The sequence below is a fragment of the Pseudomonas sp. S2_F07 genome (assembly GCF_054668325.1).
Map to the genome: position 1 here is coordinate 295,497 of NZ_CP162758.1, position 25,958 is coordinate 321,454.

Annotated in this window: 21 protein-coding genes, 1 tRNA gene and 2 pseudogenes; 8 read left to right on the top strand and 16 right to left on the bottom strand. The window is 60.5% G+C overall.

The window, feature by feature from the left end:
• Positions 1–54: 54 nt before the first annotated feature.
• The 5 genes from AB4O40_RS01300 to AB4O40_RS01320 all read right to left on the bottom strand — a co-directional run bounded on the left by AB4O40_RS01300 (position 55) and on the right by AB4O40_RS01320 (position 4,562).
• On the bottom strand, positions 55–948 hold the full coding sequence (locus tag AB4O40_RS01300) for a LysR family transcriptional regulator (protein WP_414913753.1): 894 nt from the start codon (positions 946–948) through the stop codon (positions 55–57).
• 80 nt (positions 949–1,028) lie between these two features.
• Positions 1,029–2,084 (bottom strand): alpha/beta hydrolase, encoded by a 1,056-nt coding sequence (locus tag AB4O40_RS01305; protein WP_414913754.1) that lies wholly within the window; start codon positions 2,082–2,084, stop codon positions 1,029–1,031.
• Positions 2,085–2,136: 52 nt separating this feature from the next.
• Positions 2,137–3,207, bottom strand: a complete 1,071-nt coding sequence (locus AB4O40_RS01310) for an alpha/beta hydrolase (protein ID WP_414913755.1) — start codon at positions 3,205–3,207, stop codon at positions 2,137–2,139.
• A 2-nt stretch (positions 3,208–3,209) separates the two neighbouring features.
• A complete protein-coding gene (locus tag AB4O40_RS01315; RefSeq protein WP_414913756.1) occupies positions 3,210–3,995 on the bottom strand; it encodes a carboxymuconolactone decarboxylase family protein in 786 nt (261 codons plus the stop codon).
• Between the two features lie 75 nt (positions 3,996–4,070).
• Complete coding sequence (locus AB4O40_RS01320; RefSeq protein WP_460056545.1) at positions 4,071–4,562, bottom strand: (R)-mandelonitrile lyase; 492 nt, start codon at positions 4,560–4,562, stop codon at positions 4,071–4,073.
• 562 nt (positions 4,563–5,124) lie between these two features.
• On the opposite strand from AB4O40_RS01320, the gene AB4O40_RS01325 reads away from it, so the two are divergent.
• Entirely contained in the window at positions 5,125–5,475 is a 351-nt protein-coding gene (locus AB4O40_RS01325) for a DUF6124 family protein (RefSeq protein WP_460056542.1), read from the top strand.
• 145 nt (positions 5,476–5,620) lie between these two features.
• Here the strand turns inward: AB4O40_RS01325 and AB4O40_RS01330 are convergent, their stop codons facing one another.
• From AB4O40_RS01330 to AB4O40_RS01350, 5 genes are all read right to left on the bottom strand, one after another.
• Positions 5,621–7,360, bottom strand: coding sequence for a dipeptidase (locus AB4O40_RS01330; RefSeq protein WP_460154647.1), 1,740 nt, complete (start codon positions 7,358–7,360; stop codon positions 5,621–5,623).
• Between the two features lie 160 nt (positions 7,361–7,520).
• A complete protein-coding gene (locus tag AB4O40_RS01335) occupies positions 7,521–7,820 on the bottom strand; it encodes a hypothetical protein (protein ID WP_082562971.1) in 300 nt (99 codons plus the stop codon).
• Positions 7,821–7,987: 167 nt separating this feature from the next.
• Positions 7,988–9,202, bottom strand: coding sequence for a sodium/glutamate symporter (gene gltS, locus AB4O40_RS01340; RefSeq protein ID WP_223542807.1), 1,215 nt, complete (start codon positions 9,200–9,202; stop codon positions 7,988–7,990).
• 224 nt (positions 9,203–9,426) lie between these two features.
• Positions 9,427–9,987, bottom strand: a complete 561-nt coding sequence (locus AB4O40_RS01345; RefSeq protein ID WP_056725134.1) for a lipid-binding SYLF domain-containing protein — start codon at positions 9,985–9,987, stop codon at positions 9,427–9,429.
• 204 nt (positions 9,988–10,191) lie between these two features.
• The gene (locus AB4O40_RS01350; protein ID WP_223542806.1) at positions 10,192–10,632 is read right to left on the bottom strand and encodes a hypothetical protein; all 441 of its coding nucleotides are present in this window, start codon (positions 10,630–10,632) and stop codon (positions 10,192–10,194) included.
• Positions 10,633–10,924: 292 nt separating this feature from the next.
• Here AB4O40_RS01350 and nirB point away from each other — a divergent pair, with 292 nt between their 5' ends.
• The 3 genes from nirB to AB4O40_RS01365 all read left to right on the top strand — a co-directional run bounded on the left by nirB (position 10,925) and on the right by AB4O40_RS01365 (position 14,390).
• Positions 10,925–13,486 (top strand): nitrite reductase large subunit NirB, encoded by a 2,562-nt coding sequence (gene nirB / locus AB4O40_RS01355; RefSeq protein WP_460056535.1) that lies wholly within the window; start codon positions 10,925–10,927, stop codon positions 13,484–13,486.
• Complete coding sequence (gene nirD / locus AB4O40_RS01360; RefSeq protein ID WP_056725130.1) at positions 13,486–13,872, top strand: nitrite reductase small subunit NirD; 387 nt, start codon at positions 13,486–13,488, stop codon at positions 13,870–13,872. Before nirB ends, nirD begins: the two co-directional genes overlap by 1 nt.
• A 77-nt stretch (positions 13,873–13,949) precedes the next feature.
• The gene (locus AB4O40_RS01365) at positions 13,950–14,390 is read left to right on the top strand and encodes a CBS domain-containing protein (protein WP_223542804.1); all 441 of its coding nucleotides are present in this window, start codon (positions 13,950–13,952) and stop codon (positions 14,388–14,390) included.
• Between the two features lie 95 nt (positions 14,391–14,485).
• On the opposite strand, the pseudogene AB4O40_RS01370 reads toward AB4O40_RS01365, so the two are convergent.
• A pseudogene (locus AB4O40_RS01370) lies at positions 14,486–17,806 on the bottom strand (Ig-like domain-containing protein).
• 554 nt (positions 17,807–18,360) lie between these two features.
• Positions 18,361–18,448 (bottom strand) — tRNA-Ser (locus AB4O40_RS01375).
• A gap of 123 nt (positions 18,449–18,571) precedes the next feature.
• On the opposite strand from AB4O40_RS01375, the gene AB4O40_RS01380 reads away from it, so the two are divergent.
• Entirely contained in the window at positions 18,572–19,243 is a 672-nt protein-coding gene (locus AB4O40_RS01380; protein WP_056724337.1) for a Bax inhibitor-1/YccA family protein, read from the top strand.
• Between the two features lie 60 nt (positions 19,244–19,303).
• On the opposite strand, the gene AB4O40_RS01385 is transcribed toward AB4O40_RS01380, so the two are convergent.
• Both AB4O40_RS01385 and AB4O40_RS01390 read right to left on the bottom strand, forming a co-directional pair.
• The gene (locus tag AB4O40_RS01385) at positions 19,304–19,633 is read right to left on the bottom strand and encodes a YceK/YidQ family lipoprotein (protein ID WP_056724340.1); all 330 of its coding nucleotides are present in this window, start codon (positions 19,631–19,633) and stop codon (positions 19,304–19,306) included.
• A 56-nt stretch (positions 19,634–19,689) separates the two neighbouring features.
• Positions 19,690–20,127: an Lrp/AsnC family transcriptional regulator gene (locus AB4O40_RS01390; protein ID WP_007987480.1), complete on the bottom strand. Its 438-nt coding sequence runs from the start codon at positions 20,125–20,127 to the stop codon at positions 19,690–19,692.
• A gap of 136 nt (positions 20,128–20,263) precedes the next feature.
• On the opposite strand from AB4O40_RS01390, the gene AB4O40_RS01395 reads away from it, so the two are divergent.
• Complete coding sequence (locus AB4O40_RS01395) at positions 20,264–21,157, top strand: DMT family transporter (RefSeq protein WP_056724342.1); 894 nt, start codon at positions 20,264–20,266, stop codon at positions 21,155–21,157.
• A gap of 15 nt (positions 21,158–21,172) precedes the next feature.
• On the opposite strand, the gene AB4O40_RS01400 is transcribed toward AB4O40_RS01395, so the two are convergent.
• A complete protein-coding gene (locus tag AB4O40_RS01400) occupies positions 21,173–22,213 on the bottom strand; it encodes an FUSC family protein (protein ID WP_056724344.1) in 1,041 nt (346 codons plus the stop codon).
• 44 nt (positions 22,214–22,257) lie between these two features.
• Entirely contained in the window at positions 22,258–23,883 is a 1,626-nt protein-coding gene (locus AB4O40_RS01405; protein ID WP_460160129.1) for an NADP-dependent glyceraldehyde-3-phosphate dehydrogenase, read from the bottom strand.
• Positions 23,884–24,148: 265 nt separating this feature from the next.
• On the opposite strand from AB4O40_RS01405, the gene AB4O40_RS01410 reads away from it, so the two are divergent.
• Both AB4O40_RS01410 and AB4O40_RS01415 read left to right on the top strand, forming a co-directional pair.
• Complete coding sequence (locus AB4O40_RS01410; RefSeq protein ID WP_056724348.1) at positions 24,149–24,535, top strand: c-type cytochrome; 387 nt, start codon at positions 24,149–24,151, stop codon at positions 24,533–24,535.
• A gap of 22 nt (positions 24,536–24,557) precedes the next feature.
• Positions 24,558–25,943: pseudogene (locus AB4O40_RS01415) on the top strand (D-arabinono-1,4-lactone oxidase); the annotation flags it as partial.
• Positions 25,944–25,958 lie beyond the last annotated feature (15 nt).

Genomic DNA, 25,958 nt, shown 5'->3' on the forward strand with positions numbered 1-25,958 from the left:
GGGGGAGACGGGATGACGCGAAGCAACGGAGCCGCCTATTCCGCATGTGACGACTCAGTGCTTGTAACGCAGTGCGTCCACCACTACGCCAAACGCTGAAGAATGCTCACGGCGATTGGGGTAGTAAAGGTGGTAACCGGCAAAAGGCTGGCACCAGTCTTCGAGTACCCGCACAAGGCTACCGTCGGCAAGCTCCCTGGCGACCATATCTTCTGGCAGAAACCCCAAGCCGCACCCCGCGACGGCGGCGCGCAGGATCGGCACACTGCTGTTGAAAGTCCATTGCCCTTCGACACGAGCCTTGAGTTCGTGCCCGTCCTTTTCAAAATCCCATTGCATCAGGCTCCCGTGGGTGGGCAGGCGCAAATTGATGCAATTATGTGCGGCCAAATCCCTTGGCTCTTTCGGAATTGGCCGCTGTTTGAAGTATTCGGGAGACCCCACTACCGCGATGCGCAACGAGGGGCCGATCGGCACGGCGATCATGTCCTTGGCCACCTGGTCTCCCAGGCGCACGCCTGCGTCGTAACGCTGCGCGACGATATCGGAGAGGGCGTAATCGACGGTGATTTCGATTTTGATGTCCGGGTAGTCGGGCAGCACCTTCAACAGCTTGGGCCAAAGGATGTTGTTCGCCGCATGTTCGGAAGCTGATATCCGTACGTTGCCGGCCGGGGTGTCGCGAAACTCGCTGACCGCGGCCAGTTCAAGTTCGATTTCGTCGAAGCGCGGCGCCATGGACTGATACAGCCGTTGACCGGCCTCGGTAGGGGATACGCTGCGCGTGGTCCGGGTCAGCAGGCGAACGCCGAGCCTGGTTTCGAGCGCGCGCATGGTGTGGCTCAGCGCGGACTGCGAGACGCCCAGTTGTGCGGCGGCGCGAGTGAAGCTGCCTTCGCGGGTAATGACCACGAAGGCTTGCAGATCGTTGAGGTTGGCGCGGGACATTGATGAAAGCCTCTCATGCAGAGCGCGGGATTATTCCATGTAATCAGGTTCCGCATGGATGCGCGACCCCATCGAGCTCATCACAAGGTTCTGGCGTAGAAAGGCGTCAACTTGCCGAGTGCAGCGTCCACATACTTGGGAACCCAGTAGGTTTCGATGTGAGTTGCGCCATCGATGATGAACAACTCTTTGTCCTTGGTACCGGTGGCCTTGGGGAACGCATCCTGGGTCATGTACAGGCTGTCGGCCTTGCTGCCGGCGATCATCAGCAATGGCTGATTGATCAGTTCGATCTGGTGGGTGGCGTCGAAGCGCATCAGGTCCAGCAGGCTGCTCGTGGTGTATTTGAAGGTCGAGTCAGGGTGGGCGTGCGTCTTCCAGTAGTACTCATAACCCTGGCGATACAGCTCGAACGGCAGTTTGGCGATTTGCTCGTCGGTGAGGTTGGCATCGCCCGAGTAGAGCACCTCGCCGCCGGCCGCTTCCTGGGCGCGGGCAGCGGAAGCCTGTTGCAGGCGTTGCTCGATGGTGTCCAGTTGCGAGTCGTTGTAGCCATTGCGACGCACCCGGCCAGAGTTGAACATGCTCACGGTCGCCACCGACTTGAATCGCTTGTCGGTTTGCGCCGCGGCCAATGAGTAACCACCGCCGCCGCAGATGCCGAGCAGACCCAGGCGCTTGCCGTCGACGCCGGCATACTGAGTGATGAAGTCCGCCATGCCGTGAATATCCTCGATACGGTACGCCGGCTTATCGATACTGCGCGGCTGTCCGCCACTTGCACCTTGATACGCGGCATCGGCGGTAATGGTGATGTAGCCCTGTTCAGCCAGTCGCTGGGCATACAGACCGGCGACTTGCTCTTTGACGCCGCCGTTCGGGTGCGCCACCACCACCGTCGGGTAGACCTTCTTCGCATCGTAGTTGGCCGGGGTGTAGACGTTGGCAGCGATGTCCAGGCCATTGAGCTTGTAACTGACCGGGTGGATGTTGACCTTGCCGGGCTCGTTCCTGGTGATTGCACCGTCGTAAGCCAGGGTGAACGGGTTCTTTTTGTAGTCGGCGGCACCGGCCTCGCCAGCAGACATACCGACCATGGCGGTCATCAGCGAGGCTTTCACAATGGTGTTTCTCATAAGCGTCTCCGGAGCATTGAAAGGGGGTGTTTGAAAAAGTGTTCTGTAGCCGTCAATCCAGATGTTTTTCGGTCAGGAACCCGGACACCAGGTCCGCGATCTGCACGTTGTTCAAGTCCGACATGGGGAAGTGGGTATTGCCCTTGATGCCAATCTCCGGCAAATGGATCAGCCTCACGTCACCGCCGTGCCGGTTGACGGCATCGCGCCAAAGCCGGGCCATGGTGAGGCGCGCGCGCCAACTGTCCTGGGCGGGCAGGTCGACGGCCTGCTCCGGGATGTTGTCGCCGTACAGGATCAGGATCGGAATGCGCGTAAGCGCCATGAACTGATCCATTGGCACCGCCGCGCCTTGCACCGTGTCGAAGGCGCTGGGAATCGGCGCGGGGACTTCATCCTGCGCGAAAACGAAGCTGCTGCCCGGCTCGAAAGCCACGATGGCCTTGACCTTGTTGTTCTTGATCGCCGTCAACCAGCCCGGCCCGCCACCCTGCGAGTGAGTGAACAGGATGCCGGGGCCGATTTTGTCGAACACCGCCGACACGCCATCGGAGACCACGTTCATGTCGAACGGCCCGATGTTCGGCGTCATTGCGCGGAAGAACTGATCGCGGGTTTGCGCGTCCCGGGCAACCTGCACACCTTCGAAATAGTCGGGCCACAGGCCGATGCGGAACTGGTTGAACCAGAGCTGCTCGTCCGGGACAGGCTTGACCGTTGCTTCGACCATGCTGCGCCCGGCATCGCCACGGCGCGGCTGGTCGATCAGATACACGCCGAACTGGCGACGCAGAAAGATATTCTGGAAACCTTCGCGGCCATCCGCGGTGGTTTCCCAGGTCTTGGAAAACTGGCCGGCGCCGTGCCACATGACGATGGGCAGTTTTCGCGCATCGACCGGGATCTGGTAGAAGGTGTAGGCATGGTCGCCGTGGTAGGTCTGGCCGTCTGGTGCCATGGGCTTGCGCGGATTGAACGTGCCCGGTGCGGTGGTCATCGTCCCGCCGGCGGCAAAGCTGCCTTGCTCCTGAATCACCAAGGGCGCGGCGGCATTGGCATGGCTTGCACCGGCGGCAAGCACGCTCAGCAGGGCGACGCCCAGCAGGTTTTTTCCAGTCGACATGTTCAACCTCCCGAGGCAGCAAGTGCCTGTGTCAGGGCTGTGCCTGCACGTTTGGCTGATTGTTCATCGCCGTGTGTGGCCAGTACCTCGATGACCTGGCGCAATTGCTCCACGCTCAACCCAACCCGCATGCTTGCCCGCATGTGCGAGCGCAACTGCGACTCCACCCCCGGCGTTGCGGCCAGCGCGCCGACGGTCGCCAGCTCGCGGCTTTGCCAGTCGAGGTTGTCGCGCTCGAAGATGTCGCCGAACAGATGGGTTTGCAGAAACTGGTTGATGACCGGGGCGAAATCGAACACCGGACCCTTGACCGGCCCACCCGAAATACGGGTTTGATTGGCGGTTCCTGCCGCGAGCAACGCCTCACCGGTTGCAATGGCGCGGCTGGGTTCACGTCCAGGCTCATCGTGGATGCCGCGCTGTTGGCGCGCTTGCACCACCGTCATCAGTTCATTCAATGCATTGAGACTGCGGGGGAAGCCGACATAGGCGTAGAGCTGCACCAGGATTTCCCTGGTCTCGCTGACCGTCAGGCCGGCATCCAGGCCTTGGTTCAACGCAGCGTTGAGCCTGGGCATGTCACTGGTCGCCATGAATGCTGCGATCAGAGGAATGGCCTGTTGCCGGGCCGACAGTGTTTGTGCCGCAGGTTGTGTACTGCTCATGAGTTGCGATGCCTCGGCGTTCTGTGTGGCAACACCCGACACCAACCCTAGGCCCAGACACAGGGCTATCAACGCGGGGAGGGGGCCGGTCTTGCGATGTGCGATCGGTGTGTCAGTGGTCATCGTGGAAGGCTCCATCCATTGCTCATCACTGCCTTGCGGGCAGTGTTCGGGTGAGGTTTGATCTACAACAAACAGCTACATGCCCTGCGCGGGCGATTGACCTTCGTACTGCGCATCCGAGACTTTTTCCGCCCAGGTGACAGCCTTGCCGTCCTCGGCTTCGGCGATGGCGATGTGAGTCATTGCGTTGGTGGTCGTCGCGCCATGCCAGTGACGTGTTTGCGGCGGGATCCAGACGATGTCACCCGGACGGATTTCCTGACGTGGGCCACCCTCTTGCTGCACATAACCGACGCCGGCGGTGACGATCAGCGTTTGCCCCAGCGGATGGGTGTGCCAGGCGGTGCGTGCGCCGGGTTCGAAGGTCACCGTGCCACCGCCGATGCGGGCCGGGGAGTCACCCTTGAACAGGCCATCAACCCGTACCGTACCGGTGAAGTTTTCTGCTGCGCCCTTGATTGAGGGCTGAGAGCCTGCATGGGTGACCCGGATCTCGTTGGAGGCCTGGGCGCTGGTTTCCCCGGCCATGAGGGATAAGGCCACCAGCGGGGCGATCAGGGGATTCATCAATGTTGCTCCTACACGAAGGGAGGCGTGGTTTCACCCCAAATTTCCGCATTTGATGGTCAGGCTGAACGTCAGTGATATCGGTTGGGTGCAGGACCGCTGGGGAAACAGTAAGCGAGCTAACGGATGAGCACTAGACGGGTAAATCGGCAAGGGTTCATGAGGTTTGTTCATCAATCCGGGCAAGTGCGCCATGGCACCCAACATCGCCGGAGAGTGTTTGTTTAAAGGTGTTTAAGGTTGCTTCATGCAAGCTACAAGACCTTGCGCCGTTGCCTACGGTTACGCCAGAATTCGCCGGCTTGTGCGCCTCGGGGGCCATCGGTAACTTGATTCGTGTCACTGCCCATCAGTGATCGGGTTTAGTCGCCTGGTGGTTTCACGAAGCGTATTTGCATCCAGACAGTCAGGTCATTTCATGCCTGCACTTCATGGTAGCTGTGCGCAGGGCGCCTTCGGGCGCGCCGGTTTCGTGTCTCCCCGGTCGACTAACCTGCGTACAGCTGCCACCCCCTTGTTTAGTCGCAAGTCGGTGATGGCTCCATTTTTTGGAGACAGAAATATGTTCAAGATAACGCCAAACCCACCGGACGCCGATCCGGTCACTCCACATGACCCCGGCTCAACCAGGCTCAACGAAACCGCCCTCGATTGTCACATCCCCTCGATTGCCGATATCAAAGCCACACCGCGCACACCCGGCACCTTGTTCACCGTGGACCCGCAGGCGAGTCCCGAAACCTTGATGGTCTATCTGGTCGAAACCCTCGCGTCGGTTGATGTGATGGTCCATCAGTTGGTGGATCACCTGGAGGGAGGGGAGCGCAATGCGCTGCTGGGCATTTCCAACAGCGTGATGCTGGCGCAGATCACGGCGAACCGGGTGCTGGATCAGATTGATCCGCCTGGTTGAAGGTAAAAAAGATCAAGAGATCGCAGCCTGCGGCAGCTCCTACGGGGATCGCTTAATGCGTAGGAGCTGCCGCAGGCTGCGATCTTCCGGGGTTTTACTGCAGTTCTGGAAGTAGACCCGCCAGAAGGGCGGGTCCGAAGGGGCATCACAGTTTCGGCAATTGCCCGATGCGGCCCATCATTTCGGTCACGATCTGCAAGTCCAGCAGGAACTGCTCGGTGGTCTTGAACTCGTTGTCGTTGTGACCGGTGTACTTCACGTCCGGCATGGCCAGGCCGAATTGCACGCCGTTGGGCAGTTCATGCACGGACGTGGCGCCGGCGGAGGTGCCGAACTTGTGTTCCATGCCGAGGTTTTCGCTGGCCACCGCGAGCAGGGCCTTGACCCATTCGCCCTCGGGGTTGCGGTACATCGGTTCGGCAATCGACAGGTCGAAGGCTGGCGCGATGCTGGTCTTTTTACTCCAGGCGTCCAGCTTTGCGGCGATTTCGGACTTGAGCACGTCCGGCGACTTGCCCTTCGGCACGCGCAGGTTGACCGCGAGCTTGAAGGCTTTGTCGTCCATCCCGACATAGGTCAGGGAGGTGGTCAGCGGGCCCATGAACTCATCGGCAAAACCGATCCCCAACTTGCCACCCAGGTAATCCAGCCCCCAGTTGTCGGCGGCGTAGCGGGCGGCGTCGGTGATCTGGTTGTGCTTGAGCGCGACCTTGCCGTCGAGGCCATTGATGAAGTCGAGCATCCCGGCCACCGGGTTGACGCCGGACTCGGGCTCGGAGGAGTGGGCGGACACGCCGGTGACCGTCAGCTTGACGTCCTTGCCGTCGACCTTGGCGGCGACCTCGAAATTGTCGCCGTTGCGCTTGGCATATTCGGTGCCGGCCTTTTGCAGGCTGGCGGCCAGTTCGGCGGGCTTGTCGGTCACCAGGGTCGCGACCGAAGTCGACGGTATCTGGTTGGTGGCCAGGCCGCCGGTCATCGAGGTGATTTCTGCGCCTTTGCCTTGCGCGGCGCGCTTGGCGAAGCTGGCCATGACCGTGCCGTAGCCTTTCTCGGCGATCACCACCGGGTAGCCGCCATCCAGCGCCAGGTTGTAGTTGGGCGTCGGGTTGCGTTCGAAGTAGTAGGGGATGGCGTCGCCCGTGGTCTCTTCGGTGGTGTCCACCAGCAGCTTGAAGTTGCGGGCCAGCGGCAGCTTCTCTTCCTTGATGATCTTCATGGCGTAGAGCGCCACCACGATGCCGTTCTTGTCATCCTCGGTGCCGCGGCCATACATGCGATCGCCGATCAGGGTGACCTTGAACGGATCGAGGCGGGTGCCGTCCTGCAGTACCCAGTTTTCCGGCGTTACCGGCACCACATCGGCATGGGCGTGGATGCCCACGACTTCATCGCCGCTGCCTTCGAGGGAGATCTCGTAGACGCGGTTGTCGATGTTGCGAAAGTTCAGGTTGAACGCCTGGGCCAGGCCCTTGATCTTCTCGGCAATCTTGATGAATTCGGGATTGTCGTGCTGGTCGACACCTTCCACGCGCACGGTCGGAATGGCCACCAACTCCTTCAGGGTTTCGGTGGCCGCGCTACCGTATTTCACCCGGGCATAGAGGCCAAGCAAACGATGGATTTCGTTTTGCTGTTCAGCGCTAAGCGTCTTGTTGTCGAGGAAGGCACGGATGGCTGGGCCGAGGTTGTCGGTCCTGGCGATATCGCTGTTGGCCAGGCTTGCCAGGAACTGCCTGAAATCCTTGACCGATGCATCACTGAAGGTCTTGAGGATGATCGCGCTCTGTTGCGGGGTGATATTGGCGTGGGCAGCGGTGGTGAACGACGAAAGGCTGGCGAGCATGAGGGTGGTCGCAGCCAGGTGCTTGAGGGAAAAATCCATTGCTGGGGGCATTCCTTTGCAGGCGGTTTGTAAGAAATATCTGATCAGTCGATCAGAAACTTTTCAAAACTAACACCACGAGCGTGTGAAACGGGAGCCCCTGAAGTGGGATCTGTCGCACAGAAATGCAAAAGCGGCGCAGAAATGAAAAACCGCTCTATCAATGCTTACATTCTGCCATCACCACTTTGCAGGTACTTGGCGTGCCACCGGATCGGCCGGCATAACGTATGCAATTACTCAGGGATTTCTGCCGAGCCATGTCCAGGGTGTCGCCCCAGGCGAGGCCGCCTTCGCCGACAGTGGGGAGGGCTTTTGCATAGCAGGCCGAGCCGACGCTGGAGGCTGAATAGCGAGCCGTGCTGGCTTTGCCTGAGCAGCCGGCGATCAGCGCCAGATCGACGGCGAGCAGGGATAGCAGGAGCCATGACGAGCATTGTCGCGCAGTGTGTCCCGTCATCCCGGTTCCCCTGCAGCAAGAGGCGCATTTGAGACCGTACCTGGCCGGATCAGGGCCGGGGCACACTCTTTCTCTGAGCCTATCCTTGCGGCATCGATCCTGCTGCTCCTTTCGTCCGCTTTCCTTCGTACAGCGTGTCTGGCCGTCCGAGAGCCGGGCCGAGGTCGCTACAGGCCACTGAACATGCTGATGATCACGGCATTAACCAGGTCAATGAAAAAGCCGCACACCAGCGGCACGATCAGGAAGGCCTGGTGCGCCGCACCGTACTTTTGCGTCACGGTCGACATGTTGACGATGGCCGTCGCCGTGGAACCGAGGGCAATCCCGCCGAATCCTGAAGCGATCACGCTGGCTTCGTAATTGCGCCCCATAAAGCGGAAAACCACAAAATACGTATAGGCGACCGTCAGCAGGATCTGCAGGGTCAACGCGCACAGAATGAACATCAACGCGCCGCTGAGCTGCCAGAGCTGAAGCCCCATCAGGGCCATGGTCAAGAACATGCCCAGGCAGATATCGGAGATCAGCGACAGGCCCAGGCTGGCACCGCTCCAGGTTTTCAGTCGCTGGTCACCGACAAAGGCCAGAACGAGGTGGTGAATGACGATGCCCGCGAACAGGCAGCTGACAAACTTGGGCAGGGTGATGCCGGCATCGACCAGCAGCAGGTTGAGTCCATAGCCGAGCATCAGGGTCAGGTTGAGCCACATCCACGCCCAGAGCACGTCGTAGTAGTCCAGCGCCTTGCCCGGTTGTTGCTCGAGAATGCCGACTTCCAGCTCCGCATCCCTGGACGGCGTCAGTTGATAACGGCGAATCAACTGGTTGGCGATTGGGCCACCGATGACGCAAGCGGCAATCAGGCCCACGGTGTTACTGGCGATGCCCAATTCGTGGGCGTTGCTGATGCCCAGTTTTTCGACAAAAAGCGGTGCCCAGGCCAGGGTGGTGCCCACCCCACCCGTGAGGGAAATGGAGCCCACCATCAAGCCCGCCTTGGGATCAAGCCCAAACGCCTCGGCCACACCCATGCCCAGGGCGTTCTGCAGCAGAATGAACACGGCGGCGAGCAACAGCAGGATCAGCAGCGGGCGCCCACCCTTGAGCAGTTGGCGCATGTCCGATTTCAAGCCTATGCCGGCAAAGAAATAGAGCAGCAGGGTGTCGCGAACTTGCAGATCGAATTCGATCTGGATATTCAGGCCGAAGTACAGCAAGGACGTCACCGCCGCACAGACGAAACCGCCAACTACCGACTCCGGGATGCAGTATTGACGCAGAAAGGCGTTGTGCTGGACGAGGGTCTTGCCGAGGAAAAGCAGGAGGATGGCGAGGGTAAAACTCACGAGGCCGTGAATCTGGAAGAGCTGTGAAGTCATTTAAGGCCTACCAAAAAACTGGAAAATCATTATCAGGATTCGCTCGTTCAATGTTTAGACCTGTATCAATGAATGGTCGAAACAGCCTTGCTCGTCCAGATAGCTTCCCAATCATCAGGTGCGTCTGTGCGCCAGGGGTGAGGACAGCCTAGCCTAAACGGAAAAACCCATCCGGTTTGGCACAGGCCGCCATCACGCTCCCGATGGCCAGTCAGACGGGAACTTCAGCGCTTGATCAGTGAGATCTTCGTTCCCTCGATACTGACGCCCGCCATTAATCCTTGCTGGTCGAAGATGAACGCGTAGGCGTCGTCCTTCAGCGTCGAGCTGGACAGGTTCTTCGCAACCCCTTCATCCACCACGACAACCGTTGGCCCCACACCGATTTCCCAGCCTTTGGTTTTGGCAACATAGTCCACGGCTTTATCGGTCATCAGGAAAACCGCATAGCCGTACGACTGGGCGCCGGCCTGCAGCCCCCATGAACCGCTGACGGAGTTGTAGTAGTTCTCGACTTTCGAGCCTTTCATCAGTACGCCTTCGCCATAGCTGCCGCCGAACACGAGACCGGCCTTGATGATGTTCGGGAAAACCAGCACCGCCTTGGCCTGGTGCGAGATGGTTTCGGAGAATGGATGGCTCTTGTAGAGCGTTTGCAATGCCTGTCGAGCGTCGGCATTCAGATCCTCGGCGGTGGCCGCTGCGGCATTGTTCAGTAATGCGGCCGATGCCAATGTTGCAATCGCGAGGAAGAACGAGAGGAAAAACCGTATTGATTGAGTCATTTGCGTACTCCGCTGAGGGAGCAGGGGGATGAGAGCAGCGGCAAGTGCCCGCGTCACGCAGGAACCGAACCCACTGAGGTTATCCGGCGCACCCTGAAATGTGTGAATTGCAGGCTGCGCTCCTGAATGAAGTGGGCTCTGGGCCACTGATCGTTTGCGCTGCCATCAGCTGTTATGACCACTGGGTAATGGCCGGGTTCGCTGTCAGTTCTGCTTCTTGCCGCCAGTTTCACCTTGCGAAGGGTTGAAATCGCTTCGTCCCGCGCTCAATGCAGGCAGCAAAAGGCCCGCGCAATGGCGGGCCTTCTGTTTGGGGTCAAATCCTTTTGTGTTTCCAATCTGCGCTCCATCTTGTGATCGTTTCGTGAAAAGCATGTCGTAGCAAGTGAAAAAGCCCGGTGTCGGCCAAGCTCTTTGTAGATGGGCCAAATCCTTTTGGCTGATCCCATTGTGATGGGTGGATGTGACGACGACATGACAGGGCTGACAGGAAAAGCTGATCGCTGCCAGAAACAGGCTTTCGCTCCAACGAGCTGAGGAATCGAACTGTCCATGCACTTTTATAAAGCGCCATGCACAACAACTTGCACCAGTCGGAAGCGCCGCAAAGCGCTTTCGCCCGCGCCAGCTCCAGCGTCGTGACACTCGCCCCTGGCTCAAAAACCAGTGTTTCCAGATAGTTGAAGTCACTCTGTCGCAGGCTGGCACAAAGGCTGCAAGGCTGTCATCAGGTCCACCTGGAGAGCATTCGTGTGGACAGCCCCCTCGGTCAACGACGATCGATTGGCCGAACAGGTCGTGGGCAACATCGGTGGATCAGGCATAGACGTCTGGTTTCAACACCGCCAAAGAACAGGCAAAGACGCCTGGAACCGAAAGGTTTCAGGCGTTTTTTTTTGCTTTTAAAACCGTGATTGGCTCGGGCTGGGTGCTTTCTATGAATTCCAATGTTGCCACGTTGAACAAGATGCAAACGCTGGTCGTGATCGGTAATGGCATGGTCGGACATCATTGTGTCGAACAGTTGATCGAGCGGGGAGCGCTTGAGCATTACCGGCTGCACGTCTTCAGTGAAGAGCCGATGCGCGCCTATGACCGTGTGCATCTTTCCGAGTACTTCGCAGGTCGTGATGCCGAGTCGCTGGCGCTGTCCGATGTGTCTCTCTACCAGACGCCCGGCGTTACGCTGCATCTGGGTGTGCCGGTATTGGAGATCGACCGCGTCCGTCGCCAGGTGGTCACCGCGCAAGGTGGCGTCACGTATGACAAATTGGTCCTGGCCACCGGTTCTTATCCGTTTGTTCCGCCCATCGAAGGCGCCGAAGGTGAATCGCGCCTGGTCTATCGCACCCTGGAAGACCTCGATGCCATCCGGGCTGCGGCGGCCAATGCCCGGCGCGGTGTGGTGGTCGGCGGTGGCTTGCTGGGGCTGGAAGCCGCGAACGCGTTGAAGAGCCTGGGGCTTGAAGCCCACGTGGTGGAATTCGCGCCGCGCTTGATGCCGGTACAGCTCGATGACCTCGGTGGCCAGGCGCTCAAGGCGCAGATCGAACGACTGGGCGTCGGTGTACACCTGTCCCGCGCCACTCAATCGATCAGCGCGGGCGAGCAGTACCGCTATCGCATGAATTTCGCCAATGACGAATGCCTCGAAACCGACCTGATCGTGTTTTCCGCCGGTATCCGCGCTCAAGACGCGCTGGCCCGTCAATGCGCACTGCAGATCGGTCCGCGCGGGGGCGTGGTGATCGACGACACGTGCCTGAGTTGCGACCCGAACATCTACGCCATCGGTGAGTGCGCCTCATGGAACGGCAGCCTGTTCGGCCTGGTCGCGCCGGGCTACCAGATGGCGCGCAGCGTCGCGGCCCGTCTGTGCAACGAAGTCGCCGAGCCGTTCACCGGTGCCGACATGTCGACCAAGCTCAAGCTGCTGGGGGTGGATGTCGGCTCCATCGGCGACGCCCACGGCAACACCCCGGGCGCACGCAGCTATCAATTTATCGACGAAACCAGCGCCAGCTATCGCCGTCTGGTGGTGGATGCCAGTGGCAAACACGTCCTGGGTGCAGTGCTGGTCGGTGACAACAGCTATTACGACACCTTGCTGCAATACATGCAGAACGGCATCGGCTTGCCAGCAGAACCCGCCAGCCTGATTCTGCCGTCCTCCGAAGGCGCGCCGACCCCGGGACCGGGTGCTCTGCCGGAGTCGGCCACGGTGTGTTCCTGTCATAACGTCACCAAGGGCTCCATCTGTTCGGCCATCGACGGCGGTTGCACCGACCTCGGCCAGCTCAAGTCGCAGACCAAGGCCTGTACCGGCTGCGGCGGGTGCGCCGGCCTGCTCAAGCAAGTGTTCGAGCATGAGCTGATTGCCCGTGGCGTCAGTGTCGACAAGAGCCTGTGCGAACACTTCGCCTACACCCGCCAGGAGCTTTATGCACTGGTACGGGTAGAGGGCGTGATCACCTTCGATGAACTGTTGGCCAAACATGGCCGTGGCCATACCGGTTGCGACGTCTGCAAACCGGCGGTGGGCTCGATCCTCGCCTCGTGCTGGAACCAGCCGATCATGGACACGTCGCTGGTGCCGTTGCAGGACACCAACGACACCTTCATGGCCAACATGCAGAAAAACGGCACCTACTCGGTGGTGCCACGCATCGCCGGCGGCGAGATCACGGCGGACAAGCTGATCGCGATTGGCGTGGTGGCGAAGAAATACGACCTCTACACCAAAATCACCGGCGGGCAGCGCATCGACCTGTTCGGCGCACAGTTGCATCAGTTGCCGGACATCTGGTCCGAGTTGATCGAGGCCGGTTTCGAAACCGGGCACGCCTACGGCAAATCGACCCGCACGGTGAAGTCTTGCGTCGGCAGTACCTGGTGCCGCTATGGCGTGCAGGACAGCGTGAAAATGGCCCTGACCCTCGAGGATCGCTACAAGGGGCTGCGTTCGCCGCACAAGCTCAAGTTCGCGGTCTCCGGTTGCACCCGTGAGTGCGCCGAGGCGCAGAGCAAGGACGTGGGCGTGATTGCTACCGAGAAAGGCTGGAACCTCTACGTGGCCGGTAACGGCGGCATGCGCCCGCGCCACGCCGAGTTGTTCGCCACCGACCTCGATGACGCCACCCTGATCCGTTACATCGACCGCTTCCTGATGTTCTACATCCGCACCGCCGACAAATTGCAGCGCACCTCGGTCTGGCGCGAGAGCCTGGAGGGCGGCCTGGACTACCTCAAGGACGTGATCATCAACGACAGCCTGGGGCTTGGCGCGGAGCTCGAATCGCAGATGCAACTGGTGGTCAACCGCTACGAATGCGAATGGGCCAATGCCCTCAAAGACCCGGAAAAACTCAAGCGTTTTCGCACCTTCGTCAACGATCAACGCCCGGACCCGGACATCCATTTTGTCCAGGAACGCGGTCAGCGCCGGCCGATCATGGCCTCTGAACTCCACCTTATCCCTGTCATCGAGGAGATTGCCTGATGAGCCAGTCCGATACCCAGCGAGCCTATTCCAGTTCGTCCCTGGTCAACCCCGATGCCTGGCAAGCGGTGTGCAGCCAGGAAGATCTGGTGAGTAACTCCGGCGTCGTGGTCTGGCTCGACGGTGCACAAGTGGCGCTGTTCTACCTGCCGGCTGCCGAGGGCAAGACCCTTTATGCCGTCGATAATCATGACCCGCAATCCGGGGCAAATGTCATCGGGCGCGGGTTGATCGGCAGCATCAAGGGCGACCTGGTGATTGCCTCGCCACTCTACAAACAGCATTTCCGTCTTGAGGACGGCAGTTGCCTGGAGTACCCGCAGCAGCGCCTGCGGGTCTGGCCGGTGCGCCTGAACGCAGGCCTGGTTGAGGTCGCGGTGGCCTGACCAGATGGATTTTGCCCGGGGCTGTGCCAGGTTCCGGCGGAGTCGATGATCAATGACAAACAGTATCGGAGGCTCGTATGAAAACAGCCGCACAACTGCTGAAACTCAAGGCCGTGCAGAACCGACGGGTGCATAGCATCGCGCCAGACCAGACGGTGCTTGAAGCATTGAAGATGATGGCGGAAAAAAATGTCGGTGCCCTGCCCGTCATGGAGGAGGGGCAGGTGGTCGGCGTGATCAGCGAACGCGACTATGCGCGCAAGGTCGTTCTACAGGGGCGCTCTTCGGTCGGTACGCCGGTCCGGGCCATCATGAGCGCACCCGTCGTGACAGCAGACAGTCAGCAGAGCATTGAGCGTTGCATGGCGGTGATGACCGACAGTCATCTGCGCCATCTGCCGGTGGTGCAGGGCGACCAGTTGATCGGCCTGTTGTCGATTGGTGATCTGGTCAAGGAAGCCATCGTCGAGCAGACCGAGTTGATCCGGCAACTGGAACACTACATTCGCGGACATTAAAGCGACCGGGGGCAGGTTGGGTCTGCACGCTTTAAAATCCAGGCCGGTGTAGCGAGAGGGCCTCAAGGAGGCCCTCTCGCTAATGCCTGTTGTGCTCAGTTCGCCTTTATCGGCACCGTCACGGTTTTGCCGAAGGCCGACTTGATGGTCGCCGTCGGGTTAGGCGATGGACCACTGCCGGCGGTGGTCACCGCTATGTTCCAGCGCGCGCCTGTCGGTGTCAGTGTCAGGACGGCGGCGCCAAGGTTCACCGTACCGGTGGTGGTCGTGGCCGTCGCCGTGATGGTATTGCCCGTGCCTCGGGAGGTGGTGCCGGACAGGACCCAATACCAGCGGCTGTTGCTGCGGGCGGTGACGGTGGCGCTGGTGACGATCAGGCTCTCGTTGATCGCTGCCGAGACCGCCACGGACACAGTCGCCGGTGCCGACTCCGCGTTCCTGGCATCGCTGGCCCTATAGGAAAAGGTCGCGGTGAACGGCGCGGGGACGGTGGCTGGTGGTGTGTAGGTCACGCGCAGGCCATCGGTGTTGACCACGCCCTTGCCGGAGTCCGGTTGCTCCAGGCCCACCACTTTGAGCGGCACGTTACCGTCAGGGTCGGTGTCGTTGGCCAGCACGTTGATGATCACCGGTTGACCGGTGTTACTGATGGCGCTGTCGGGGTTGGCAATCGGTTTTTGGTTATCACCGTCCTCTTGACGTCTATCGCCAGTGCGGAAGGTCGGCAGCGCAGCGGAATTGACGTAGGTGACGCCGTCCCAGCCGGGCAGGGGGGTTGGCATCAACTGGAACTGGCCGGGGTGCTCGACATCCCAGCGCAGCAGCATGGAGGTGTCCTCGTGCTGGGTGTTGTGGCAATGCTCCAGGTAAGTCCCGGCGAACTCGCGGAAGCGGATCGCAATGTCCACGTCCACCGAGCTGTCGATGCCTTCGCCGATGCGATAGACGTCCTTGCGTGCCCATTTTTCCCATTCCGGCGGCGCCTTGCCGTCACGGTTGAGGACAATGCCTTCTTCGAAGTGCACGTGCACCGGGTGGCTCCAGCCGTTGCCGCCGTTCCTGATTTTCCACACTTCCAGGGTGCCGTCGCCGGAGAACCCGGCAGGGGTCGGGCCGGTGGCCAGTTGCGGAGCGGCGCTGATGATTCGAGGGTCCATCTGGAAGCCCAGACCGCCGTCGGTCTTGATGGTCCAGGGTTCTACGTCGGTACCGTCGGAGCGACCGAAGATGAACTCGCGATGCCGCGCCGCGTTGAGCTTGGCCTGCACCGCCGGGTCGTCACGGTTGAGGGACAGCGCGATCATGCTTTTACCCACCGGCTTGCCCGGTTTGGCGGGTTCGAAGTCGGCGGGGTTCATGCTCACGTCCTGGCCGGCATAAGGCTGGACCACCATCTGCAGGAACTTGCCCACCACCGGGTCGCCGTTCTCCCATTGCAAGCCGTTACTACCCAGCTTGAGCACCGCCTTGTACTTGCCGGACAGGACATCGGCCAGGCTCAGCGGCAGACTTTCCGGACCCTTGCCGTCGTGGTGCTCCATCAGGTTGACGAAGTACAACTTGTCGCCGGTCCTGATCCCGTATTTCGAGAAGTTGACGATGATGTCGAAACGCTCGGCGATACCCATGGAGGGCAGGATGGCGTTGTGGTCCTGCAGGTCGCCGTCGGCGTCCAGGTCCATGCTGCCGTCGAATGGCACGGCGTGTTCCATTATGTTGCCGTCGTTGGCGATCATGTGGAACGGCACGCGGGTGTAAGACAGGCCGGAACCTGTCGGGCCGGGGAATTCGCCACCGGTGCCGATGATTTCACGCACCAGTGCGATCCTGAAGAAACGTGACACCGAGCCATTGAGAATGCGGAAACGATAGCTGCGCGCCCGCACATTCAGGCGCGGCTGGTACTGCCAGTTGACCAGGATCTGGTCGCCGAGAAAGCCATCGGTGTTGAACGGGTTGAACCACAGCTGGCCATTGGCGTCCCAGGCCTTGTCGGCCACAACCAAGTTCACATCGTAGTCGCGGTTGCCCCAGGGCAATACCGAGCCGCTGGGCAGGCGCAGGTTGACGCCGTCTTGCAGCGCTTCGTTGCCACGATCCAGAGCGCTCTAGTAGTTCATCATCGTGGCGTTGCCCTTGTAGACGTTCTGCGCGGTGAAATCGAGCATGTGGTCGTGGAACCAGTGGCTGCTCATGGTTTCGCGCCAGTCGCCACGGATCTTGATGCTGCCGTTGTTGCAGGTCTTCAGGCCCGGCGTGGCATCGTTGACATACAGGGTTTCGCCCGGGGCGCAGGGGAACGCCGCGCGCGGATCCTGGGCGCTGGTGTTGATGCTGTCGTAGCCGGCCAGTTGTATCGGCCAGCGATAGTCGTAGTACTGCCCCGGAAAGAAAAACGCATTGGCAAAGCCGTCGCTTTCGGCCGGGGAGTGGCCGTTGTGTTCGTGGGTGGTGAGGGTGTGCAGGCCGAAACCCATGTTGGCCGACGGATCGATCGGCAGGGCGTTGTAGTGACGCATCAGCACCGCTTGGCCGTACCGCACCATCAGCAGTTTTGGCGGGAAGGTGCCGTCGAAGGTCCAGAGCGCCTTGTGGTTCTGGATCGGCATGTTGGGGTGAAAGCGGGTGTCGATGCCTTTGGTGGTGCCCACGATGATCGGATTGTCCGAGGTCTGGTTGTACAACCCGCCAGGCCCGAACTCACCGACGGCGTAGTTGTGCAATTGCCGGCGGTCGCGCATGCCGCCGTTGAGCTTGGCGCCCGCTTGAGCGGTCTTGAAGGCGACCTGCGGGTAAAACTCGTTCCAGCGCTGGTGCGACCAGCCTTTTCCTGGCGGACGACCTTCGGCCGGCGAGCCGACCGGATGGCGGTTGAGGAAGGCTTCGATCTGCGCTTTCCAGGGGTTGCGGTCCAGCACGTTGGAAAACTGCGACGGAAACGGATACAGCCCCGGCTGGCGCATGAAGGCTTCCAGCGCTGCGGCCGAAGGGCCGCTGCGGGCGATGTTGTTCGGGTCCTAGGTGGGCGCCGGGCCGACGATCGGGACCGGGAAGGTCAGGGTGGGCGGCGGCAGTGTCGGGTCGAGTTTTTCCGTGCCGAACTCTTCGAACAGCAGCAGTTGCTGAGTGTACGGCTGGGCCCCGAACAATGGGCTGGGCTTGCCATTGGTGGGGATTTTGAAGGATGTCTGCAGGTTTGGCGGCAGCACGTTGTCGACCGTTGGCGTGGTGCGGGTACCAAAAACGCCATTGGGCAGGGCGAAGGCGCCCGTGTTGGCGGGTGGCATGGCCTCTATGGCTTCCAGCGCCGCCTTGGGGTCAGCCGGGGGATTGGTAAACGCCGAGGGGTCCGTCGGTGGTGGCGGGCCGAAATCATCCAGCGGGACGGCGTTGACGGTGGTCATGGCCAGGAACATCGCACAGGGCAGGCTTGACCTGCGCAGCAAGGCGATGGAGCTGCGTGGTGGTGTCGTGCTTTTCATTGTTCACCCCTCGCGTGATGCCCCGTCGTCTCAATAGCCGGGACGACAGCTGTTGCGGGTACCAGAAGGGTGTGCAACTAATGAGCCACTAGCCTGGGGCGAAGAAAAAATTCAATCCGATTAACAGGCTGTTTCTGAGTGGTTCAAGCCAGAGAAGGGGGGAGTGGGGGATATTCCTCAGGTTTGGTGGTAAGCGCCTGGCTGGGTGGGTGTATTGCCCCATTGATGGAGAGAGTAACGGCCCGGTTTCACCGACCGCTTTTTTGTCAGGGGCTGCTGATCTGAGGCGATATGGATTCAACCGGTCGATGCAACACACTGGATTGCGTGCAGGCACGCGTGTTGCAGATCAATAGTCGGGTCGAAGATTTCAGGGCGGGGCGCTATTGGTCGAAAAAATGCGGAAACGATCAGGGGAGTGACGGCAGGGAAAGCCAAACCCCGGAAACGACAAAGCCCTGAATAATCAGGGCTTTGTCGTATAAAGATGGCGGAGGCGATGGGATTCGAACTCATGGACCTGTTACAGTCGACGGTTTTCAAGACCGTTGCCTTAAACCACTCGGCCACACCTCCGTTTGCGTTGCGGGCGCCATAATACCTGAATGAAACACACTGTCAAACTCTCTGCATAGCTTGTTACAGAGCGTCTGTTATGATCTTTGCGACTGAACGTTTCAAACCAACAGGAGTGTCGCCATGCGCGAACAGGATTACGCAGTTAATAACAGCGTGCAGGCTGAGCAGCTAGAGGTTAGCCGCGTCCTGCGCAACACATACGGCTTGCTCGCCCTGACCCTGGCATTCAGCGGTGTGACAGCCTACGTTGCCCAGCAGATGCATGTTGGCTACCCGAACATTTTCGTGGTGCTGATCGGCTTCTACGGTCTTTTCTTCCTCACCAACAAACTCCGTGATTCGGCCTGGGGCCTGGTGTCGGCATTTGCCCTGACCGGTTTCATGGGTTTCCTGCTGGGCCCGATCCTCAACCGTTACCTGGGAATGCAGGGCGGCGCTGAAGTGGTCAGCTCGGCGTTCGCGATGACGGCGCTGGTGTTCGGCGGTCTGTCGGCCTATGTGCTGATCACCCGCAAGGACATGAGCTTCCTCGGCGGTTTCATCACGGCAGGCTTCTTCGTGCTGCTGGGTGCGACGCTGGCGAGCCTGTTCTTCCAGATCAGCGGCCTGCAACTGGCGATCAGCGCAGGTTTCGTGCTGTTCTCCTCGGTCTGCATTCTGTTCCAGACCAGCGCCATCATTCATGGCGGCGAGCGTAACTACATCATGGCCACCATCAGCCTGTATGTATCGATCTACAACCTGTTCGTCAGCCTGTTGCAGCTGTTCGGCATCATGGGCCGCGATGACTGATCGTCGGTCTTGAAGTAAAAAAACCCGCTTCGGCGGGTTTTTTTTACCTGAAATTCAAGGTCACTCCACAATGACGATGCTGCCATCGGCTTGCTGGCGGTAGATGGTGTAGGGCAGCAGCAGTGTGTCCATCGCCCCGGACACGACCACGTCGAGCAGTACTATAGCGGGGGCGGGACCATGTACCTGCGCATCCCGACCGTCTTCGAGGGCCGCGTTCAGGTAGCAGAAGTCGTAGGTCACGCCGCTGTAGATTCGTGGCACCGCGCCGCAATAACTCTTGTGGTCCTTGAGGCTTTTTGCGGCCGCTTCGTCACTGCGCACAACCGTCTGAATCGTGCCGCAACCCGCTAGCACCATTGCCACCAATAGCATTGCCTGAGTTTTCATGCCGTCAATCCTTCGCCGGAAAGCATCAATCTATTTCAGTCTGAAACAAATATCACTCACGCCATGGGCGGCAAACGGCGCTTGACCGGGGTTTTCTTGACGATTGCCGTATTGGTTTCAGCGTGGGTGTTGAGACGGTCGAGCAGGGTGTCCAGTTGTTCCATCGAGCGCACATGCAGGCGCGCAATGAAACAGTCGTCGCCGGTGACTTTGTCGCACTCGGTGAATTCGGGAATGGCCATGATTTGCCGTTCCACTTCCTGCAATTGCCCCGGTAACGGGCGAATACGCACGATGGCCTGGAGTTGATAGCCAAAGCATTTCGGGTCGATTTCAACGGTGTAGCCCTTGAGCACGCCGCGCTCTTCCAGGCGGCGCAGACGCTCGGCGACGCTGGGGGAGGACAGGCCGCTGATTTGCGCCAAGGCCTTGAGCGAGCGTCGCGAGTCTTCCATCAGTGCCGTGATCAGCACCTGGTCGATGTCATCGGTCATGGCAAAATCCTCTGTTAGGCATTTTTTCAAAATGGCCTTTATAAAAAAGGCAGATTCCGAGTTTAGCCTGCTTTTTGCTCTGGAGTAGTCCCTGGGTGCATTGGCATACTTTGGCCACAAACAGAGGAGTCTGATGATGGACAAAACCCTACGCCGCGGTTCGTTCGAAATGACGGCCGCCATGCTGATCTCCGGTACCATCGGCTGGTTCGTGCTGGTGTCCGGGCAACCGGTGCTGGACGTGGTGTTCTGGCGCTGCCTGTTCGGTGCCGGCACCTTGCTGCTGATTTGCGCAGCTTTCGGCTTTCTGCGTCCCGGCATTCTGACCCGCACTACGTTCCTGCTGGCGGTGCTCAGCGGTGTGGCGATTGTCGGCAACTGGGTGCTGTTGTTCGCGTCCTACTCCCGGGCATCAATTGCCATCGGCACCGCCGTCTATAACGTCCAGCCGTTCATGCTGGTCGGGCTGGCGGCTTTGTTTCTCAACGAAAAGATCACCGCGCAGAAACTGACCTGGCTGGGCGTTTCGTTTCTCGGGATGCTGGCGATTGTCAGCGCCCATGGCAGCCAGGGCGAGAGCGGCAGCGACTACCTGATGGGCATTGCCCTGGCGTTGGGCGCGGCGTTTCTCTATGCGATTGCCGCGTTGATCATCAAGCGTTTGACGGGTACGCCGCCGCATTTGATCGCGCTGATCCAGGTCAGCACCGGCGTGCTGTTGCTCGCGCCATTCGCGAATCTTTCGGTATTGCCGCAGGCACCGAGCGCGTGGGCCAGCCTGGTGACGCTGGGCATGGTGCACACCGGTGTGATGTACGTGTTGCTGTACGGCGCGATTCAAAAACTGCCGACCGCGCTGACGGGTGCGTTGTCCTTCATCTACCCGATCGCGGCGATTTTCGTCGACTGGTTTGCCTTCGGTCATCGCCTGGAGCCGCTGCAATGGATCGGCGTCGCGGCGATTTTGCTGGCCGCTGCCGGCATGCAACAAGGCTGGTCGCTGAAGTTTCGGCGCACGGTGACGCCGTAACCCGCGCCCCAGGCGTCAGATGTTCCAGCGCGGCGCGCTCTTGGCCAGGCGCTGGCGCATCTCGCCGACGTTGGCGGCCAGTTGTTGAGTCAGCAAGCGGTACCCGTCCAGCGTGTTATAGACCGGTGCATCGAGGCTGACGAGAGGGGCATCCACGGGGCGATTGAGCCGCTGGGCGGCGCCTGATTTCAACGCCCGGGCCATGCCGATCAATTGCACGCGAATCTGCCGATGTTCGGCTTTCAAGGCCGTTTGCATCAGCAACATCGCCTCGGGGTCATTGGTATCCGGTCGGGTATTGCCGAGGATCTCCAGGGTGCTGACGCACATGCGCAGGTTGCGCTGGAGAGCATCGAGGTCGGTCATGGAGATCTTCACTTCCTTGGACACCGAGGGCATCAGTGAGCGAAGTTGCACCATCGCCGCGTTCAGGCGGGTCATGAGCTTGAGGTGTTCGTCGGCGGTGATAGCCTGGCCGTCTATGATGCGCCCATGGATTTTCGCGCAATCACGCAGCGCATCGGCCAGGTTGTAGCGCCAGGAATAAACCGCATACAACGGCAGGGCGAAGGAAAACGCCAAGGCCAGGGCAATGCCGATCAGGATGTCCACCCCGCGCCACAAGCCATCGGTAACCGGGTTGTCGCCGTGCCCCGCGACGATGAACACGGTAATCGCCGATAGCAGTGCGGTGTAGCCACCCTTGCCGATGGCGTGATACGAGAAAAACCCGCAGACCACCGACATGGCGAAATAGGTCAGCCAGGGCATCCCGAGCCAGGCCTGTTGTGCCACCAGTACCAGGCCGACACCGGCGCCGATCAAGGTGCCGATGGCGCGCTCGGCGGCTTTCTTGCCGATGTTGCCGTGGTGCTGCAGGCCGCCGATCACCACCAGCATGGTCACCGACGCCCACTCACCGTGGGGCAGGTTGATCCCAGTGGTCAGCAGGATCGTCGCCAGCAACCCGAGCGACACCCGCACCGCGTGGATCACCCGGGCATGGCGGTAGCGCCGGTACGGGTCCAGCAACGGACGCAGCAGTCGGCGCAGCAAGGGTGGCAGTCGATGGGCTCTGGATGTACTCAGGCCGGCTCTCCTCAGAAGATGTAGTCGGTGGTCAGGAAGCTCGAACTGCGGCCGCTGATGATCTCGCTGATCAGGTCCTTGTTGGTTTCCTGGAACTTGGTGGCCACCAGGGTACGGATCGAAAACACCCGCAGCGCGTCATGGACCGACAAGGTGCCTTCGGCCGAGTTCTTGCGACCATTGAAAGGATAGGTGTCCGGGCCGCGCTGGCACTGGGCATTGAGGTTGATGCGCCCGACCTGATTGGCGAAGGTGTCCACCAGCCGGCCGACCGCCACCGGATTGGTGCCGAAGATGCTCAATTGCTGGCCGAAATCCGACTCCAGCACGTAGTCGATCACGGTATCCAGATGACGGTACGGCACGATGGGGACGACGGGGCCGAACTGTTCTTCCTGATACACCCGCATCTGCGGCGTGACCGGGTACAGCACCGCCGGGTAGAAGAACGAAGCACGAGCCTCGCCGCCGTTGGGGTTGACCACCCCGGCGCCTTTGCTCTCGGCGTCCGCCACCAGTGCATGCAGATAGTCGACCTTGCCCGATTCCGGCAGCGGTGTCAGGGCTACGCCACTTTCCCAGGGCATGCCGGGCTTGAGGTTGGCGAGCCTGGCATTGAATTTGTCGATGAAGGACTCGACCACGTCTTCATGGACAAACAGGATTTTCAGGGCGGTGCAGCGCTGGCCATTGAACGATAGTGAACCGGTCAGCGCTTCACTGACCGCGTTGTCCAGATCCACTTCCGGCAGGACGATGCCCGGGTTTTTCGCATCCAGGCCCAGCGCCGCGCGCAAGCGGTGGGGTCTCGGATGGAGTTTTTTCAAGTCACTGGCGGCCTTGTTGGTGCCAATGAAGGCAAAGATGTCGATCTTGCCGCTGGCCATCAGCGCACTGACCGTCTCGCGGCCGCTGCCGTAGATGACGTTGATCACCCCGGTCGGGAAGCTGTCGCGGAAGGCCTCCAGCAGCGGGCGAATCAGCAGCACGCCGAGCTTGGCCGGCTTGAACACCACGGTGTTGCCCATGATCAGCGCCGGGATCAGCGTGGTGAAGGTTTCGTTCAACGGATAGTTGTAAGGCCCCATGCACAGGGCCACGCCCATCGGCACGCGACGGATCTGGCCGAGGGTGTCCTGTTCCAGTTCGAAACGGCTGGAGCGGCGGTCGAGTTCCTTCAGCGCGTTGATGGTGTCGACGATGTAGTCGCAGGTACGGTCGAACTCCTTTTCCGAGTCCTTGAGGTTCTTGCCGATTTCCCACATCAGCAACTTGACCACGGCGTCGCGCTGCTCGCGCATGCGCCCGAGGAAGGTTTCGACGTGCTGGATGCGCTCGGCCACGCGCATGGTCGGCCACAATCCCTGGCCGCGGTCGTAGGCGCGGACGGCGGCGTCGAGGGCGGTCAATGCGGTCTCGGCATCGAGCAACGGCGTGCTGCCGAGGATCACTTGCTCGTCGCCATTCGGGCCTGCCAGGTACACCGGGCTGCGGACTTGGGCCAGCGGCCCGTTCCAGGTTCTGAGTTGGCCATCGACCAGGTACTCGCGCTGCTCGGTCTGGCCGTCAAGGCGGTACTTTTCCGGGATGTCGGCGGGGCTTGGGAACAGATTCTGGAGAATATTGGCTGTGGTCATGTCGCTACCCCTCTGGATTGGCTGATGCACTGATGAATCGTTTTAGCAGACCTCAGCAACGCTTGTCATGACTCATCTCAGCGTTTTTCCGCACGGCGTGATGTCTGGGGATTTGTCGGTGCTTTCCGTCATGGCCTCAGAAGCGCCCCTTGTTGGCCCCCAATGCCCTCAATGCGCCCGCGCGGGGTGCCTTAAGGTTGACTCTCCTTGATCACAACAAAAAAGGCTGCACCCGGCTGGCCGGGCAGCCAATGAGAGGACAGCCATGCGGGCAAGCCGATTAACTGAAAAGCCTAGCCTTTGTTTGGCCTTGGCGGGGTGTGTCTTTGCGGCGTTGCTGGCAGGGTGCGGCGAAGCGCCGGACAACCCGCCGACCCGCAGCGAAGCAGGCGCCGCGAGACCCGCCGACGCCGAGCTGGCGCAGGTCTACGACAACAGCTGCAGGCTGTGCCACGCCAATCCGGCGGCCGGGGCGCCGCTGACCGGTGACATCAAGGCCTGGCAACCACGGGTATTGCAGGGTGCCGACACGCTGCTCGATCACGCGATCAACGGTTACAACGGCATGCCGCCGATGGGCCTGTGCATGCAGTGTTCGCAAGAACAGTTCCTGGCGCTGATTGCCTTTATGTCCGGCCAGCAAATCCAATAACAAGAACGGCAGGGTGCAATTCATGACGATGGACCTGACACGGCGTCAGTTGTTGCAACGGGCGAGCGTCATTGGCGCCTTTACCGCGCTCGGCTCAACGCCGGCACTGGCCGAGCTGTTGCGCGCGCCACGCCTGATTCCCTGGCGCAACTGGTCGGGCGGCCAGAGTTGCCTGCCGGCGGCGCGGCTGGCGCCCAAGAATCTGGATGAGTTGACGCAGGTGGTGCGCCAGGCCCCCGGCAGGATTCGGCCGGTGGGCTCGGCGCACTCCTTCAGCGCGCTGGTGCCCACTGATGGCACCTTGCTTTCGCTGAGCTATTTCACCGGTCTGCTCGATCACGATGGGAAAACGCTGCAGGCCGAGTTCGCCGCCGGCACCCCGATGTCACGCATGGGCACGCCGCTCAAGGACATCGGCCAGGCCCTGCAAAACATGGCTGACATCGATTACCAGACCCTGGCGGGCGCGATCTCGACCTCGACCCACGGTACCGGCAAAAACTTTCAATCCTATTCGGCGCATGTCTGCGGCATGCAGTTGGTGACTGCCAGTGGCGAGGTGCTGGACTGCGACGCCAGTCGCCATCCTGAAGTGTACAGCGCAGCCCGGGTGTCCCTGGGGGCGTTGGGCGTGGCCACCAGGGTGCGCCTGCAAAACCGCCCGGCGTACCGCTTGCGGGAGCGCCAATGGATCGCCAAGACTGAAGAACTGCTGGAGGACCTGGACAAGAACACCCGGGAAAACCAGCACTGGGAAATGCTCGTGGTGACCCATTCGGACTACGCCTTGTCGATCGCCCTGAACGAAACCACCGACCCGGCCACACCGCCCGTGCCGGCGGATGAGGAGGGCGGCAACGAGTTTGTCACGCTGATCGAGAAGATCGACAAATACGCCAGCGACTTCCCGGACCTGCGCCGCACCCTGCTCAACAACCTGCGCCACCTGGCCAGTTTCGATGACCGGGTGGGGGACTCGTTCGATATCTACGCCAACGTGCGCACGGTGCGTTTCAATGAAATGGAATATTCCGTGCCGGCCGAATACGGCCCGGCCTGTTTGCGCGAGATTCTCAAACTGATACAGGACAAAGACCTGCGCACCTGGTTTCCGATCGAGTACCGGTACGTCAAGGCCGACGACATTCCACTGAGCATGTTCGAAGGCCGCGACAGCTGTTCGATCTCGGTCCATCAGCATTACCAGATGGATCATCACAACTTGTTCGCCGCCATCGAGCCGATTTTCTGGAAGTACAACGGCCGGCCGCACTGGGGCAAGTTGCACACGCTGAACGCGAAAAACCTGCAGCCGCTGTACCCGCGCTGGCAGGAATTCATCCAGGTGCGGCAGGCACTCGACCCCGGTGGCAAATTTCTCAATGCGCATCTGTCTTCCATTCTGGGGGGTGAGCTGATGGCC

Excerpts from the sequence above, each read along its gene's own strand:
- AB4O40_RS01300 (WP_414913753.1), bottom strand. The coding sequence starts at position 948 with ATGTCCCGCGCCAACCTCAACGATCTGCAAGCCTTCGTGGTCATTACC.
- AB4O40_RS01305 (WP_414913754.1), bottom strand. The coding sequence starts at position 2,084 with ATGAGAAACACCATTGTGAAAGCCTCGCTGATGACCGCCATGGTCGGT.
- AB4O40_RS01310 (WP_414913755.1), bottom strand. The coding sequence starts at position 3,207 with ATGTCGACTGGAAAAAACCTGCTGGGCGTCGCCCTGCTGAGCGTGCTT.
- AB4O40_RS01315 (WP_414913756.1), bottom strand. The coding sequence starts at position 3,995 with ATGACCACTGACACACCGATCGCACATCGCAAGACCGGCCCCCTCCCC.
- AB4O40_RS01320 (WP_460056545.1), bottom strand. The coding sequence starts at position 4,562 with ATGAATCCCCTGATCGCCCCGCTGGTGGCCTTATCCCTCATGGCCGGG.
- AB4O40_RS01325 (WP_460056542.1), top strand. The coding sequence starts at position 5,125 with ATGTTCAAGATAACGCCAAACCCACCGGACGCCGATCCGGTCACTCCA.
- AB4O40_RS01330 (WP_460154647.1), bottom strand. The coding sequence starts at position 7,360 with ATGGATTTTTCCCTCAAGCACCTGGCTGCGACCACCCTCATGCTCGCC.
- AB4O40_RS01335 (WP_082562971.1), bottom strand. The coding sequence starts at position 7,820 with ATGACGGGACACACTGCGCGACAATGCTCGTCATGGCTCCTGCTATCC.
- gltS (WP_223542807.1), bottom strand. The coding sequence starts at position 9,202 with ATGACTTCACAGCTCTTCCAGATTCACGGCCTCGTGAGTTTTACCCTC.
- AB4O40_RS01345 (WP_056725134.1), bottom strand. The coding sequence starts at position 9,987 with ATGACTCAATCAATACGGTTTTTCCTCTCGTTCTTCCTCGCGATTGCA.
- nirB (WP_460056535.1), top strand. The coding sequence starts at position 10,925 with ATGAATTCCAATGTTGCCACGTTGAACAAGATGCAAACGCTGGTCGTG.
- nirD (WP_056725130.1), top strand. The coding sequence starts at position 13,486 with ATGAGCCAGTCCGATACCCAGCGAGCCTATTCCAGTTCGTCCCTGGTC.
- AB4O40_RS01365 (WP_223542804.1), top strand. The coding sequence starts at position 13,950 with ATGAAAACAGCCGCACAACTGCTGAAACTCAAGGCCGTGCAGAACCGA.
- AB4O40_RS01380 (WP_056724337.1), top strand. The coding sequence starts at position 18,572 with ATGCGCGAACAGGATTACGCAGTTAATAACAGCGTGCAGGCTGAGCAG.
- AB4O40_RS01385 (WP_056724340.1), bottom strand. The coding sequence starts at position 19,633 with ATGAAAACTCAGGCAATGCTATTGGTGGCAATGGTGCTAGCGGGTTGC.
- AB4O40_RS01390 (WP_007987480.1), bottom strand. The coding sequence starts at position 20,127 with ATGACCGATGACATCGACCAGGTGCTGATCACGGCACTGATGGAAGAC.
- AB4O40_RS01395 (WP_056724342.1), top strand. The coding sequence starts at position 20,264 with ATGGACAAAACCCTACGCCGCGGTTCGTTCGAAATGACGGCCGCCATG.
- AB4O40_RS01405 (WP_460160129.1), bottom strand. The coding sequence starts at position 23,883 with ATGACCACAGCCAATATTCTCCAGAATCTGTTCCCAAGCCCCGCCGAC.
- AB4O40_RS01410 (WP_056724348.1), top strand. The coding sequence starts at position 24,149 with ATGCGGGCAAGCCGATTAACTGAAAAGCCTAGCCTTTGTTTGGCCTTG.